At 74.4% G+C, this 14,550-nt stretch carries 12 protein-coding genes; 5 read left to right on the top strand and 7 right to left on the bottom strand.

What is annotated here, in order from left to right; all coding sequences use genetic code 11:
* Positions 1-9: 9 nt before the first annotated feature.
* Both QDR37_RS12825 and QDR37_RS12820 read right to left on the bottom strand, forming a co-directional pair.
* Positions 10-936 (bottom strand): alpha-E domain-containing protein, encoded by a 927-nt coding sequence (locus QDR37_RS12825; RefSeq protein ID WP_279714179.1) that lies wholly within the window; start codon positions 934-936, stop codon positions 10-12.
* Positions 930-2,561 carry a circularly permuted type 2 ATP-grasp protein gene (locus QDR37_RS12820; RefSeq protein WP_279714178.1) on the bottom strand — a complete coding sequence of 544 codons (1,632 nt, stop codon included), beginning with the start codon at positions 2,559-2,561 and terminating at the stop codon, positions 930-932. Before QDR37_RS12820 ends, QDR37_RS12825 begins: the two co-directional genes overlap by 7 nt.
* A gap of 116 nt (positions 2,562-2,677) precedes the next feature.
* On the opposite strand from QDR37_RS12820, the gene QDR37_RS12815 reads away from it, so the two are divergent.
* Positions 2,678-3,922, top strand: coding sequence for a cysteine desulfurase-like protein (locus QDR37_RS12815; protein WP_279714177.1), 1,245 nt, complete (start codon positions 2,678-2,680; stop codon positions 3,920-3,922).
* Positions 3,923-4,086: 164 nt separating this feature from the next.
* Here the strand turns inward: QDR37_RS12815 and QDR37_RS12810 are convergent, their stop codons facing one another.
* Positions 4,087-5,055: an acyl-CoA thioesterase gene (locus tag QDR37_RS12810; protein WP_279714176.1), complete on the bottom strand. Its 969-nt coding sequence runs from the start codon at positions 5,053-5,055 to the stop codon at positions 4,087-4,089.
* Positions 5,056-5,173: 118 nt separating this feature from the next.
* Between QDR37_RS12810 and QDR37_RS12805 the strand changes: the two genes are divergently transcribed.
* Positions 5,174-6,250, top strand: coding sequence for a DNA polymerase IV (locus QDR37_RS12805; protein ID WP_279714175.1), 1,077 nt, complete (start codon positions 5,174-5,176; stop codon positions 6,248-6,250).
* A 9-nt stretch (positions 6,251-6,259) separates the two neighbouring features.
* Here the strand turns inward: QDR37_RS12805 and QDR37_RS12800 are convergent, their stop codons facing one another.
* Complete coding sequence (locus QDR37_RS12800; RefSeq protein ID WP_279714174.1) at positions 6,260-7,978, bottom strand: dihydroxy-acid dehydratase; 1,719 nt, start codon at positions 7,976-7,978, stop codon at positions 6,260-6,262.
* A 177-nt stretch (positions 7,979-8,155) separates the two neighbouring features.
* Here QDR37_RS12800 and QDR37_RS12795 point away from each other — a divergent pair, with 177 nt between their 5' ends.
* The 3 genes from QDR37_RS12795 (at position 8,156) to QDR37_RS12785 (ending at position 10,353) form a co-directional block, all read left to right on the top strand.
* Positions 8,156-9,181 (top strand): alcohol dehydrogenase catalytic domain-containing protein, encoded by a 1,026-nt coding sequence (locus QDR37_RS12795; RefSeq protein ID WP_279714173.1) that lies wholly within the window; start codon positions 8,156-8,158, stop codon positions 9,179-9,181.
* Complete coding sequence (locus tag QDR37_RS12790) at positions 9,178-9,945, top strand: SDR family NAD(P)-dependent oxidoreductase (RefSeq protein ID WP_279714172.1); 768 nt, start codon at positions 9,178-9,180, stop codon at positions 9,943-9,945. Before QDR37_RS12795 ends, QDR37_RS12790 begins: the two co-directional genes overlap by 4 nt.
* Before the next feature lie 87 nt (positions 9,946-10,032).
* Positions 10,033-10,353 carry a hypothetical protein gene (locus QDR37_RS12785; protein WP_279714171.1) on the top strand — a complete coding sequence of 107 codons (321 nt, stop codon included), beginning with the start codon at positions 10,033-10,035 and terminating at the stop codon, positions 10,351-10,353.
* On the opposite strand, the gene QDR37_RS12780 is transcribed toward QDR37_RS12785, so the two are convergent.
* The 3 genes from QDR37_RS12780 to QDR37_RS12770 form a co-directional block, all read right to left on the bottom strand.
* Positions 10,281-10,877, bottom strand: a complete 597-nt coding sequence (locus QDR37_RS12780; protein ID WP_279714170.1) for a dienelactone hydrolase family protein — start codon at positions 10,875-10,877, stop codon at positions 10,281-10,283. The two genes, QDR37_RS12785 and QDR37_RS12780, sit on opposite strands and share 73 nt — an antisense overlap.
* 33 nt (positions 10,878-10,910) lie before the next feature.
* Positions 10,911-12,749, bottom strand: a complete 1,839-nt coding sequence (locus QDR37_RS12775; RefSeq protein WP_279714169.1) for a serine/threonine-protein kinase — start codon at positions 12,747-12,749, stop codon at positions 10,911-10,913.
* A 193-nt stretch (positions 12,750-12,942) separates the two neighbouring features.
* Complete coding sequence (locus tag QDR37_RS12770) at positions 12,943-14,415, bottom strand: sugar porter family MFS transporter (protein ID WP_279714168.1); 1,473 nt, start codon at positions 14,413-14,415, stop codon at positions 12,943-12,945.
* Positions 14,416-14,550: the final 135 nt, after the last annotated feature.

The raw sequence follows: 14,550 nt of genomic DNA, 5'->3' as shown, positions 1-14,550 counted from the left end.
GCCCTCGCGTCAGTACTCGCCGACCCAGACCGGCAGGTCGTTGGTGGGGAAGTAGCGCCGCCGGATCGCCTCCGACGCCGCGGAGGTGGCCGCCTGCACCGAGTCCATGTGCGCGCCGAGCTGCTCGAGGATCTCGGCGGGGGACCGGAACTCCAGCTCGGAGCGGATCTGGCCGAGCACCCGGAGGGCCTGGTCGGAGATGCCGGCGCGCTCGGTGCGGGGCTCCAGCTGCCGCAGGCACGACTCGGCGCGGAGGACCGCGAACAGGATCGACCGCGGGAACAGGCGATCGACGGTGAGGAACTCGGCGGCGGTCTCCGGGGAGGGCATGCCGCGGTAGGTGCGCAGGTAGGCCTCGTAGCCGCCGCACGAGCGGAGGATCGTGGTCCAGCTCGGGCCGTTGTGGCCGGTGAGGGCGTGGGTGGCGAGCAGCCGCGCGGTCATGTCGGCGCGCTCGATGCTGCGGCCGAGGGTGAAGAAGCGCCACACCTCGTCACGGCTGGCGGCGCTCTCGATGATCCCGACCGCGAGCGCCGTGCGCTCCCGGACCCAGGCGAAGTACGCCGCGGGGCGCCGGGTCGCCGAGATGCGGGCCATCTGCGCGGTGGTGGTGTTCAGGCACTCGTAGAGCTCGGTGCTGACGATCTCGCGGGCGCGCCTCGCGTTCTCGCGCGCGGCGGAGAGCGCGTAGGCGATGGACGCCGGCTGGGTCGTGTCCGTCGCCAGCAGGCGGAGGACGTCGCCGCGGGTCAGGGGCGCCGGGTCCGGCGTCGCCGAGCCCATCACACCGAGGAGCGCCCGGCAGGCCTCGTCCTCCTCGACCCACGGGTCCTCGAGCAGCAGCTGCAGGTGCACGTCGAGGATGCGAGCCGTCCCGTCGCCGCGCTCGATGTAGCGCCCGATCCAGAACAGGCTCTCCGCGATCCGGCTCAGCATCGCGGGCCCTGCTGCTGCTGCTGGACCTGCCGGTGCTGCTCGCCGTCGACGGTCCGGCCGTCGAGCGGCGCGTGCTCCGGCTCCCGGGCCTCCCGCGAAGCGGGAGCCGCGCGGCGAGCGGCCGGGACGTCGTCGCGGCGCGGCTGGGCGTCGTCCGGGTCGGTGCCGTCGAGCACCCACGTGTCCTTCGACCCGCCGCCCTGGCTCGAGTTCACGACGAGCTGCCCCTCCGGCAGCGCCACCCGCGTCAGGCCGCCCGGGAGCACCCACACGTCACGACCGTCGTGGACGGCGAACGGCCGGAGGTCGGCGTGCCGCGCACGGACCCCCTCGTCGACGAGGGTCGGGATCGTGGACAGCTGCACGACGGGCTGCGCGATCCACCCGCGCGGGTCGTCGACGAGCCGCGTGCGCAGCCGGTCGAGCTCCTGCCGCGACGCGGCCGGCCCGATCACGAGGCCCTTCCCGCCGGAGGCGTCGACCGGCTTCACCACCAGCTCGGGCAGGCGGTCGAGCACCTCGGCGAGCGCCCCCGGCTCCTCGAGCCGCCAGGTGTCGACGTTCGGGAGCACCGGCTCCTCCGCGAGGTAGTAGCGGATGAGGTCCGGCAGGTAGGTGTAGACGAGCTTGTCGTCGGCGATCCCGTTGCCGACCGCGTTCGCGATCGTGACGTTGCCGAGGCGCGCGGCGAGCATGATCCCGGGGCTGCCGAGCGTCGAGTCGGCGCGGAACTGCAGCGGGTCGAGGAACTCGTCGTCCACCCGCCGGTAGATCACGTCGACGCGGGTGGGTCCGTCCGTCGTCCGCATCCACACGCGGCCGCCGGAGCAGAAGAGGTCGCGTCCCTCGACGAGCTCGACGCCCATCAGGCGGGCCAGCAGCGTGTGCTCGAAGTAGGCCGAGTTGTAGACGCCGGGCGTGAGCAGCACGACGGTCGGGTCGACCGCCCCCGGCGGGGCCGCCGCGCGCAGGGCCTTCAGCAGCCGGTTCGGGTAGTCCTCGACCGGCCGGATCCGCATCGCGGCGAACAGCTCGGGCAGCGTCTGCGAGATGACCCGCCGGTTGGAGATGACGTAGCTGACGCCGCTCGGCACGCGGATGTTGTCCTCGAGCACGCGCCAGGCGCCCTGCTCGTCGCGGATCAGGTCGACCCCCGACACCTGGATGCGCGCGCCGTTCGCGGGGAGCACGCCGGCGGCCTGCCGGTGGAAGTGGGCGGACGAGGTGATCAGGGTGGAGGGGATCACGCCGTCGCGCACCGCCGCCTGCGCCCCGTAGGCGTCCGCGAGGAACGCCTCGAGGGCGAGCACCCGCTGCCGCACGCCGGCCTCGACGCGGGTCCACTCCTCGGCGTCGATCACCCGCGGCACGGCATCGAGCGGGAACGGCCGCTCCTCGCCCGCGAAGTCGAACGTGACGCCCTGCGCGAGGTAGGAGTCGGCCAGCGCCTCGGTGCGCCGGCGCAGGTCGGCCTGCGTCATCCCCTGGAGCGCAGCGGCGACCTCCCGGTAGGCCTTCCGTGCCACCGGGGCGGCGCCTCGAGCCCCGGGAGGCGCGGCGAACATCTCGTCGAAGGCGAGCGCAGGAGCCTCCGACGGGGCGTAGCCGTCGAACAGGTCTCCCATGTCGGGAGCGTAGCGAGGCGCGTGTTGCGCCGGTGTTACCGCGTGCCGACGGCCATCGATGCCTCGACCGGCATCGGCCATGCTTGACGAGCACCGACACCGCGCAGGGAGAAGCGATGCTCACGATTCCTCAGGATCTGGATCTCGACCGGCTCCGCGCGGCCTTCCCCTCGCTGCAGGGCGGCACCGCCTACTTCGACAGCCCCGGTGGGACCCAGACGCCGATCCCCGTGGCCGACGCCATCCGCGACGCCCTGATCGCCCCGCTCGCCAACCGGGGCGCCCTCACGGCGGCAGCCCGGAACGCGGACGACATCGTCGAGGCGTGCCGGGCCGCGTTCGGCGACTTCCTCCACGTCCAGGCCGACACGGTCGTCTTCGGCCGCAGCAGCACCGCCCTGACCTTCGACTTCTCGCGGGCGCTGGCGCGCACCTGGCGCCCCGGTGACGAGGTCGTCGTCACCCGCCTCGACCACAACGCGAACGTCGAGCCGTGGGTGATCGCGGCGGAGCGCGCCGGCGCGACCGTGCGGACGGCCGACTTCGACCCCGCGACCGGCGAGCTGCCGGTGGGCGCGGTCGTCGAGCAGCTGAGCGACCGCACCCGCCTCGTCGCCGTCACCGCGGCCTCGAACCTGATCGGCACCATGCCCGACGTCCGCGACATCGCCGACGCCGCGCACCGGGTGGGAGCCCTGGTGTTCGTCGACGGTGTGCACTACGCCGCGCACGCGCTCGTCGACGTCCCCGCACTCGGTGCCGACCTGTTCACCTGCTCGCCCTACAAGTTCATGGGACCCCACTGCGGCGTCCTGACCGCACGGCGCGACCTGCTCGAGGACCTCGTGCCGGACAGGCTCGCCACGTCGGCCGACGTCGTCCCCGAGCGGTTCGAGCTCGGCACGCTGCCCTACGAGCTCATGGCCGGTGCGACCGCCGCCGTCGACTTCCTCGCCGCAGCGGTCCCCGGGGACGGCACCCGCCGGGATCGGCTCGCCACGTCGGTCGAGGCCTTCGACCGCCACGAGACCGCCCTCCGGCAGCGCATCGAGGAGGGCCTGCAGAACTTCCCGCGCCTCACGCTGCACTCCCGCGCCGCCCGTCGCTCGCCGACGCTGTTCGTCTCGCTGGACGACCGGCGGGAGCACGCGCTGTCCGAGTTCCTCGCGCAGCGCGACATCAACGCCCCGAGCGGGCACTTCTACGCCCGGGACGCGTCGCGCCACCTCGGCCTCGGCGACGCGGGTGCGCTCCGGATCGGTCTCGCGCCGTACAGCTCGGCTGCCGACGCGGACCGCCTGCTCGCGGCCATCGGCGACCACCTCGACGGCGACGGCGGCCCGGCCGGCGCGGCGCGCTGAGGCGGGGTCCCCGCCTCCTGGATCAGCAGCGGGGCGCGGAGGTGCCGAGCGGGCCTCGGGGGATCTTCGGTCCTCACACGCTCCCGCCGGCGCCCGGCATCCGGCCCCCACCGATCCGCACCGTGCACGAGCGCGCCCGGATCCGAGTCCGGGGACGCGCCGATTCAGTCCGACTCGCCGATCGCGTCGAGCTCGGCGCGCATCGCGATCAGGTCGCGGGCGTGCCGGTCGAGCCGCACGTCCTCGTCCGTGACGAGGGGGAGCGGCTCCACCGGCTCGGCGCGGCCGTCGTCGCCCGGCACGACGAAGACGCTGATGCACCCGCCGATCCGCGCGTACTCGCCGATCATCGGGTCGGCCGCCCGGACGTGGGACGCGACGTGCACGCTGTGCTCGCTCGTGTGGATCACCCGTGACTCGACCTCGACGAGCGAGCCGACGGGGATCGGACGGTCGAACTGGATGCCGCCCGCGTAGACGCCGACCGTGCGCCGCTTCGTCCATGAGGCCGCGCACGCCTGCGCGGCCTCGTCGATCCAGCGCATCACCGTGCCGCCCTGCACCATGCCCTCGCCGTTCCCGTCGCCCGGCGCGGTGAGGAAGCGCAGCAGCAGCCGCGGCGCCGTGCCCTCGCCGGTGTACCGCTCCGCCGCCATGGCGCTGCGGATGCGAGCGCGGCCGCGCACCCGCTGCTCCGCGCGGTCGGTGAGGTCGAGCTCGGCGAGGCTCGACGGCGACCAGGCCGGCACCGGGCGGGGGTCGCCGTCGTCGTCGATCGCGACGTAGACGAGCAGGCAGGAGGTCGCCCGCACCGGCTCCCCGCCGCGCGGGTCGGCGACGTCGACCGTGACGAGCACCTGCATGCTGGTCCGCCCCGTCGCGATGATCCGGGCGCCGGTCTCGACGACGCTGCCCACCGGGATCGGACGGCGGAAGTGCACGTTGCCCACGTAGGCGGTGGCGCAGATGGAGCCGCTCCACCCGGCGGCGCAGGCGAAGCCGGCCCGGTCGATCCACTCGAGCACGTGCCCGGCGGCGACGGTCGTGCCGTCGATGCCCGCCTCGTCGCGAGGGGCGAGGAAGCGGAGGACCGCGTGGTCGCGCTCGGCGCGCTCGGTGCTCGGCAGCTGCATCCGCGTCCTCCTCGGCGCTCGGCTCCGCACCGGGGAGCGCGTGCCTCTCGAGCCTACGGCGGGGGAGCCGACGGGCCGAACGGAGGCGCGGCGACCGGAGAACGAGCACACTCGTGCCATGGACGAGGTCCGCGACTGGGTGCTGCACGTCGACCTCGACCAGTTCGTCGCCGCGGTCGAGGTGCTGCGCCACCCCGAGCTGGCAGGGCTGCCGGTGATCGTCGGCGGCCGGGGCGACCCGACCGAGCGGGCCGTGGTGTCGACCGCGTCCTACGAGGCGCGGCAGAAGGGCGTCGGGTCCGGCATGCCGCTGAAGGTCGCGGCTCGCAGGATCCCGGACGCGGTGTTCCTGCCGGTCGATCGCGAGGCGTACGAGGCGGTCTCCGCGGAGGTGATGGCGGTGCTGCGGGCGCAGCCGGGAGCGACCGTGCAGGTGCTCGGCTGGGACGAGGCGTTCGTCGGCGTGACGACGGACGATCCCGAGGCCGTCGCCCGCGCGATCCAGGCCGCGGTGCTCGCGCGGACGCGGCTGCACTGCAGCGTCGGCATCGGCGACACGCTCGTGCGGGCGAAGGTCGCCACCGGCTTCGGCAAGCCGCGCGGCGTGTTCCGCCTCACGCGCGACGACTGGGGCACCGTCATGGGGGCGCGGCCGGTGCTCGAGCTCTGGGGCATCGGGTCGAAGGTGTCCGCGAGGCTCGCGAAGCTCGGCATCGGGACCGTGGCCGAGCTCGCGTCGGCGGACCTCGACGCGCTCGCGACGGAGTTCGGCCCGCGCATGGGGCCCTGGTACGCGGAGCTCGCCCGCGGCGAAGGAGCGTCGAGCGTCGACGACACCCCCTTCGTCGCGCGGAACCACAGCAGGGAGACCACCTTCCAGCGCGACCTCGTCGAGACGGCGGACCTCGAGCGGGCGGCGCGCGGCATGCTCGACCAGGTGCTCGACGACGTGGCCGCCGAAGGCCGGCCGGTCGTCGGCCTCGGGGTGAAGGTGCGCTACGCGCCGTTCAGCGACAAGACCTTCACGCGGCGGATCGCTGCGACCTCGGACCGCGTCGCGGTGACGGAGGAGGCGCTGCGCCTCGTCGCGCGGATCGAGCCGGGCCGTCCCGTCCGCCTCCTCGGGATCCGTGCCGAGATGGCGATGCCCGACGACGCGCGCAAGGGCCACACCCCGACCCGCAGCGGGTGGTGACGGCGCGGCTCAGTGCGATTCGCGGCTGACCCGCGGGCCGCTCGATCCGACGAGGAAGTCGAGGTCGGCGCCGGTCTCGGCGCCCTGCACGTGGTCGACGTAGAGCCGCTCCCAGCCGCGGCGCGGAGCCGCGAACCCGCGCACCGTCGCCTCGGTCGGCAGTCGGCGGGCGAGCTCGTCGGCGGGCACGTCGAGGTCGATGCGGCGGGCGCGGACGTCGAGCACGATCCAGTCGCCGGTGCGCACGAGGGCGAGGGGGCCGCCCGCCGCGGCTTCCGGCGCGACGTGGAGCACGACGGTGCCGTACGCGGTGCCGCTCATCCGGCCGTCGCACACGCGGACCATGTCGCGGACGCCCTGCTCGAGCAGCTTCTTCGGCAGCGGCATGTTCGAGACCTCCGGCATGCCGGGGTAGCCCTTCGGCCCGCAGCCCCGCAGCACCATCACGCTGTCGGCGTCGATGTCGAGGTCGGGGTCGTCGATGCGGGCGGAGAAGTCCTCGATCGAGTCGAAGACCACCGCGCGCCCGCGGTGCTGCAGGAGGCGCGGCGACGCCGCGGCCGGCTTGATGATCGCGCCGGCCGGCGCGAGGCTGCCGCGGAGCACCGTGATGCCGGCGTTCGGCTGCAGCGGGTCGCTGCGCGGCGTGATCACCTGCGGGTCCCAGATGCGCGCCTCGTCGAGGTGGTCGACGAGGGGGCGCCCGGTGACGGTGAGCGCCTCCGGGTCGAGCAGGTCGCGCACCTCGCGGAGCACGGCGAGGAAGCCGCCGGCGCGCTGCAGGTCGTCCATCAGGTACTGCCCGGCCGGACGGAGGTTGACGAGCAGCGGCACCTCGGCGCCGATGCGGTCGAAGTCGTCGAGCGTCAGCTCGATGCCGGCCCGGCCCGCGATGGCGAGCAGGTGCACGACCGCGTTGGTCGAGCCGCCGATCGCCGAGAGCGCGACGATCGCGTTGTGGAAGCTGCCCTTCGTGAGCAGGCTCGACGGGGTGCGACCCTCCGCCACGAGGCGCACCACCAGTCGGCCGCTCTCGTGCGCGGCCTTCAGCAGCCGGCTGTCGATCGCCGGCGTGCCCGCGAGGCCGGGGATCGTCGTGCCGAGCGCCTCGGCGACGAGCGCCATGGTGGAGGCGGTGCCCATCGTGTTGCAGTGGCCGCGGGACCGGATCGTCGCCTGCTCCGACTCGAGGAACGCCTTCTGGCTGAGCGTGCCGGCGCGCACCTCCTCGCTGAGGCGCCACACGTCGGTGCCGCAGCCGAGGGGCTCGCCGCGGAAGGTGCCGGTGGCCATCGGACCGCCCGGCACCACCACCGCAGGCAGGTCGACCGAGGCGGCGGCCATGAGCAGCGAGGGGATGGTCTTGTCGCAGCCGCCGAGCAGCACGACGCCGTCGATCGGGTTGGCGCGGAGCATCTCCTCGGTCGCCATCGCCGCCATGTTCCGCCAGAGCATCGCGGTCGGCCGCACGTTCGTCTCACCGAGCGACACCACGGGCAGGTCCAGCGGGATGCCGCCGGCCTCGTAGACGCCGTTCTGCACCGACCGGGACACCTCGTCGAGGTGCGCGTTGCAGGGCGTGAGGTCGGACGCGGTGTTCGCGATCGCGATCTGCGGGCGGCCCTCGAAGGCGCTGTCCGGCACGCCGCGGCGCATCCACGCCCGGTGGATGTAGGCGTTGCGGTCGTCGCCCGCGTACCACTGCGCGCTCCGCAGCGAGGACTCCATCGTGCTCCCGCCTCCGGGGCGCGGGCCGCCGTCCGGAACCTCGGCCAGACTAGCGAGGGGCGCGCACGCCGCCGCTCTCCGTGCCGCGTCCGTCGCACCGCCGTCCCGCACCGAGGGGATCCGCATGACACCGCCGTCCGTCGCCTCCAGCGCACCGCGGCGACGGGCTCCGGCCCGATGAGGGCGCTCGTGCTGCCCGGGCCCGGCGTCGCGGAGGTCCGCGAGGTCCCGGAACCGGTCGCGGTGCCCGGCGAGGTCGTCATCGACGTCCGCCGGGCCGGCATCTGCGGCACCGACGTCGAGTTCTTCACGGGCGAGATGGCCTACCTCCACGACGGGCACGCGGCGTTCCCGATGCGCATCGGTCACGAGTGGACGGGGATCGTCACCGAGGTCGGGGAGGGGGTCGACCTCTCCTGGAGGGGGCGCCGGGTGACCGGTGACACCATGCTCGGCTGCGGCGTGTGCGCCCGCTGCCGGGACGGCCGTCAGCACCTCTGCGAGACCCGCACCGAGCTCGGCATCCGCGGCGGCCGCCCCGGCGCCCTCGCGGAGCGGCTCGCCTTCCCGGCGCGGCTGCTGCACGCGCTGCCCGGCGGGATCGACGACGCGCTCGGCGCCCTCGTCGAACCCGGGGCGAACGCGCTGCGTGCGGTCCGTGGCGCGGCGCTGCGTCGCGGCGACCGGGCGCTCGTGCTCGGTCCCGGCACGATCGGCCTGCTCGTCGCGATGTTCGCCCGTGCCGCCGGCGCCGAGGTGCACCTCCTGGGCCGCGACGAGCCCTCCCTCGCCTTCCCGCGCACCCTGGGCTTCGACGGGGTGTGGACCGAGCACACGCTGCCCGACCTGCGCTGGGACGCCGTGATCGACGCCTCGAACGCCCCGGCCCTGCCCGCGACGGCGCTCGAGCTCGTCGAGCCCGGCGGACGTGTCGTCTGCATCGGTCTCGCGGGCAGCCCCAGCCTCGTCGACAGCCGTGCCCTCGTGCTCAAGGACGTCACCGCCGTCGGCGTGCTGAGCGGCTCGGGTGGCCTCGAGGGCGCGATCGAGGCGTACGCCTCGGGCGTCGTAGACCCCCGACCGCTGGTCGCCTCGGTCGTCGGCCTCGACGGCCTTCCGGCCGTGCTCGCCGGGACGCGCCCCGACGGCGCGGGCCCGGGCCCCAAGATCCACGTCGACATCACGAAGGAGCGCACCGCATGACGACAGCCGAGTTCGAGGGCCTCGCCGCGATCGTGACGGGCGGGGCGAGCGGCATCGGCGCCGCGACGGTCCGGCTGCTGCTCGAGCGCGGCGCGCACGTCGCCGCGCTCGACCTCGATCCGTCCGGGGCTCCCGAGGGGGCCCTCCCGCTGCAGGCGGACGTGCGCGACACCGCCGCCGTCGACCGCGCCGTCGCCGTCGCGGCCGAGCGCTTCGGTGGCATCGACATCCTCGTGAACAACGCGGGCATCGGCGCCGCCGGCGACGTCGCCGGGAACGACGACGCCGAGTGGGCGCGGGTGCTCGACGTGAACGTGGTGGCGATCGCCCGGGTGACGCGCGCCGCGCTGCCGCACCTCCGCCGCTCGTCGCACGCCGCCGTGGTGAACACGTGCTCCTCGGTCGCTTTCGTCGGCGTGCCCGACCGGGCGCTCTACAGCGCGAGCAAGGGCGCCGTCGCCGCGCTCACGCTCGCCATGGCCGCCGATCATGTCGGCGAGGGGATCCGTGTGAACGCCGTCGCGCCCGGCACCGCCGACACCCCCTGGGTCGGGCGGCTGCTCGCCGCCGCGGACGACCCCGAGGCCGCCGCGGTCGCCCTGCGGGGACGGCAGCCGCTCGGCCGGCTCGTCGCCCCCGAGGAGGTCGCGCACGCGATCGCCTCGCTCGCCTCGCCGCTGGCGGCGTCGACGACGGGAGCCGTGCTGCGGGTCGACGGCGGGATGACCTCCCTCCGCGTCCCGCCGCGGGCGCCGACGGCGTGACCTCCTCGTGTCCGCCCTCACCCCTGCGGTGACCACGACGGCGCGGCGACGAGGCCGGGGGAGCGAGGGTCGATCGTCCAGCCGAGCGTGACGATCACGCCGGTCCTGGTGGCCGACCTGCCCGCGGGGGAGGAGCGCCCGCCGGTCTGCGGGCACGTGATCGGCCATCCGGACGGGCGGGTGCTCGTCGACACCGGCCTCACCGCGCTGCACCCGCTCGTCGCCGACATGGATCCGCGGCTCGTCCCGCTCGATCAGCAGGACCTCGACCCCGCCGGCACCTCGTACCCCGCCTTCTGCGCCCCGGCGTCGACCTCCGGCAGGAACGGACGGGCTCAGCGAGGAGCGACCGCGCGAAGCAGCTCGAGCGACCGCTCGATCACCAGCCGGGTCGCGTCCGCGTCGTAGCCCGGCAGGCTCTCGTCGAGGAAGAGGTGCTGGTCGCCGGGGTAGGTGAACACCGCGGCGGTGCCGGGACGCGCGAGCGCCACGAGCTCGCGGGCCGCGTCGAGATCGCCGTCGCCGGCGAACACCGGGTCGTCGGCCTTGCCGTGGATCTGCACCGGCAGCCCGTCCGGCCAGGGGCCGATCGCCCACTCGCCGGTCACGGGCAGGCAGGACTCGTAGAGGAGCGCGCCACGCACGCCCGCGCGGGTCTGCGCGATGCGCTGCGCCGCCATCACGCCGAACGACATCCCTGCGACGACGACTCCGGGCGCCGCGGACTCGATCGCGGCGTCGGCCCGCGCGTCGAGCACCTCGTCGCCGATGCGTCCCGCGAGCGCGAGCCCCTCCTCGATCGAGCCGGCTCGGGCGCCGTCGAACAGGTCGGGTGCGATCACCTCGTGGCCGCCCTCCTCGAGCCGGCGCGCGAACGCCCGCACGCCGTCGGTGAGCCCCTGCACGTGGTGGAAGAGCACGATCTGCGCCATCTCGGCCTCCTCGACCCGGCGGCTAGTCCCGCGTCATGCGGGGGTGCCGGTGGTCGTGTCCGTGGGGGTGGGGGTGGCCGTCGGGGTGCTGGTGGTGGTGTCCGTCGGGGTCGGCGTGTCCGTGGGGGTCGGTGTGTCCGTCGGGGTCGGTGTGTCCGTGGGGGTGGACGTGTCAGTGGGCGTGGGCGTGTCCGTGGGGGTCGGCGTGTCCGTCGGCGTCGGCGTGTCCGTGGGGGTCGGCGTGTCCGTCGGCGTGGGCGTGTCCGTGGGGGTCGGCGTGTCCGTCGGGGTCGATGTATCGGTCGGCGTGGGTGTGCTCGTCGAGCTGGACGTGTCCGTCGGCGTGCTCGTGGGGCTGCCCGTCGGCGTGCTGGTCGGGCTGCCGGTCGAGCTGCTCGTGGGGGAGCCCGTCGGGGACCCGGTCGGGCTCCCGCTGCCGGAGGTGGACCCGCCGGTGCTCGAGCCGGACCTCGAGGTCGCCCCGGCGAGCGTCACGCCCCCGCCGCCCGACGCGGGCCCGGTTGTCGAGAACGGGTGGGTCAGCAGCAGGGGGACCGCCGCGGCCTGGCCGGCCGTGCCCGGCTTCTCGGTGGGCGCCGGCGGCGTCCACGGCACTCCGGGCACCGTCGTCACGGGCGCCGCCATGCCCCGGATCGGGGCGGCCACCGCTCGCTGCTGCGGGGTCGCCGGAGCCGAGGCGGCGGCGAGCGCCCAGACCGCGGCGACGGTCAGCGGAGCGACGAGGGCGGCGCCGAGCGGCAGCGCACGACGGACGCGCCGCCGGCGAGCACGGCTGCGGAACGAGTCGCCGGCGACCGCTCTCGTCGCGCCGAGCCCGACGAGAGCGCCGCCCGACGGGCGGTTCAGGGCGAGGGCGGGGGCGGCGGCCACAGCGGCGGCAGCCGTGGCGGCGGCAGCGGCGGCGACCGTCTCCGGGGTCCGCCCGTGGTTCTGGTCGGCGAGCGCTGCACGCGCGACCAGGATCGCGTTCTCGTCGGCCCGGGGGCCGGGCGCCGTCAGCGGCACGGCAGCGGGCGCGGCGGGGCGGGGATCGATCATCGCGCCGGCGAGGGGACCGCGCAGGGTGGCGGCGACCTCGGTCGCGGGAGGCCGCTTCCAGGGATCGACCGCCGTCATGCGCGCGAGCAGCTCGGCGAGCACGGGAGCGGCGTGGCGGGGCAGGGGCGGGGCGCCGACCAGGCGCGCCGTCATGCCTCCGTCGGGCGGGACCGGGAACGCCGGGGCGCCGGTGAGGCTCTCGATCAGCACGAGCCCGAGCGCGTACACATCGCTCGGCGGCCCGACCTTCCTGCCGGCCACCTGCTCGGGGCTGAGGTACGCGGACGCCGGGCCCTCGTCGTCGGCCGGGGCGACTCGTCCGATCGCCAGGTCGCCCAGCTTCGCGGCGATCTCGCGGGGTCCGCGCACCGCGCCACCGGGCACGAGCACGTTCGTCGGCGTGACGTCGCGGTGCACGACGCCTCGCGAGTGCAGCACCTGCAGGGCCCTCGCGATGTCGGCCCCGATGCGGCGCACCGCCTCGGGCGCGAGCCGCTGGGCGGCGAGCAGGGTGCGGAGGTCGGCGCCGTCGACGTGCTCCATGACGAGGTAGCGCGACCCGTTCTCCGGCGCCTCGCCGGCGTCGAGCACCGCGACGAGCTGCGGGCATTCCGCGGCGGCGAGCAGCCGGATCTCGCGGCGCAGCCGTGGCAGGTCGATCTCCGTCGCGACGTCGTGGTGGAACACCTTGACCGCGACGGACCGGCCGAGCCGGAGATCCGTGGCGCGATGCACGACCGCCCTTGGACCCTCTCCGAGGACCGCATCGAGCCGGTACCGGCCGTCGAGCACGGGATCCGGCTTCTCCGTCAACGCACACCTCCGGTCGAGGACCCGCGACGTGGCGTGCACGCCTCCCCGCGGGCGGAACTGCGCCCTTCCTAGCCGCTCGACGCCTCGATGGCTAGGGACTACGTGGACGTGAGGCCTGGTCGTGATGCTGCGCCCCGACGGGAGCGCAGCCTGCTCGCGGTCGCCTCGCAGGTTCAGGCCGGCTCGCTGCGGCTCAGCGCCCCGCGCCCACGGTCGACGGCTCGCCGGGGTCCTTGAGGTTCACGGGACCCTCGAACAGCTCGATCGTCTCATCCGCCCCGTGGCCCTTCGTCTCGGGCAGGAACCGGTAGACGAAGAACGCCCCGATCGCGCAGAGCACGGCGAAGATCACCATCACGAGCGGCAGCCCGATGCCCGCCTGCAGGATCGGGAACGCGAGCACGAGCGCGTAGTTCGCGAGCCAGTCGATCGCGGCGCCGATCGCCGCAGCCCGCCCACGGACGGCGGTGGGGAAGACCTCGCCCTGGATGAGCCAGCCGGTGCCGCCGATGCCGATCGCGAACGCCGAGATGAAGAGCGCGAACGCGACCATCACGATGATGAGCCGCGCCGTGCCGCTGGTGAAGGCGGTGCCCGCGGCACCGACCAGCAGGAAGACGATCATCGAGGTGTAGGCCCCGATGGCGAGCTTGCGCCGGCCGACCTTGTCGATGAACCGGAACGCGAAGTAGGTCGCGATCACGTTGACCACCGCGAGGATGCCGGCCGCGATGACGCCGGAGACGGCCATCTGCACCGGGTCGCCCTTGCCGCCGATGTACGGGGTGAGGAGGGTGGGCCCGTAGTAGAAGGCGACGTTGATGCCGGTGATCTGCTGGAACACGAAGAAGATGCAGACGACCATCAGCGCGCGCTTCACGGCAGGGGTCCACGCCGAGCCCGACCGCAGCTGCTCGCGGGCCTTCTGCACCTTGGCCGCGTCGCGGTGGACCTGCTCCTTCGTGACCTCGATGTCGAGCTTCTTGAGCGCCGTGACGACGTCGTCCTCGCGCCCCTTCTCGAGCAGCCACCGCGGGGACTCGGGCATCCGCGCCCGCAGCACCAGCGAGATGATCGCGGGGATGAAGCCGACGCCGAGCAGGATGCGCCAGTCGACGGTCTTCGCGGCGCCGGGAGCGAGCTTCAGCACGACGATCGCGACGACGTAGGCGGCGAGGATGCCGATCGTGATCATCCACTGCTGGATGATCGACAGGGAACCGCGGCGGTTCTTCGGCGCGAACTCGGAGATGTAGGCGGTCGCGATCGCGGAGTCGGCGCCGATCGCGATGCCGATGATGATGCGGCCGATGATCAGCGTGATCGCCTCGGGCGCGAACGCCGAGATGAGCGAGCCGATCGCGAAGAGGATCGAGTCGGCGAGCAGCAGGGACTTGCGGCCGAAGCGGTCGACGAGCGGGCCGGCCGCGAGCGCCCCCGCGAACGACCCGAGCGAGGCGCCGGCCACGACGATGCCGGTGCCGATCGGACCGAGCTTGAACGGCAGGAACGCGAGGGCGGACCCGATGTTCGCGGAGTCGAACCCGAAGAGGAACCCGCCGATCGTGGCGAGGACCGCGAGGTAGATGTAGAGGCTGCCGATGTCCTGCCGGTCCAGCTGAGCGAGTACGCCGCCTTCATCGATGTCGCTGCTTCGCGCCGCCATGCTTCGCACAGTAGGACTGTCGGGAAGTCGTAACCTGTGCGCCCGCTGTCCGTTCCCGAGGTGCCCGATGGATGCCCGCGTGGATCGGCGCCGGTCGCGAACATGCGCACGAAATGGCCGTCGGGGCATGCAGGA

This window comes from Amnibacterium sp. CER49, assembly GCF_029846255.1.
Taxonomy (GTDB): Bacteria; Actinomycetota; Actinomycetes; order Actinomycetales; family Microbacteriaceae; genus Amnibacterium.
Note: the sequence above shows the minus strand (reverse complement) of the source record. Positions and strands in the feature narration are given on the sequence as shown.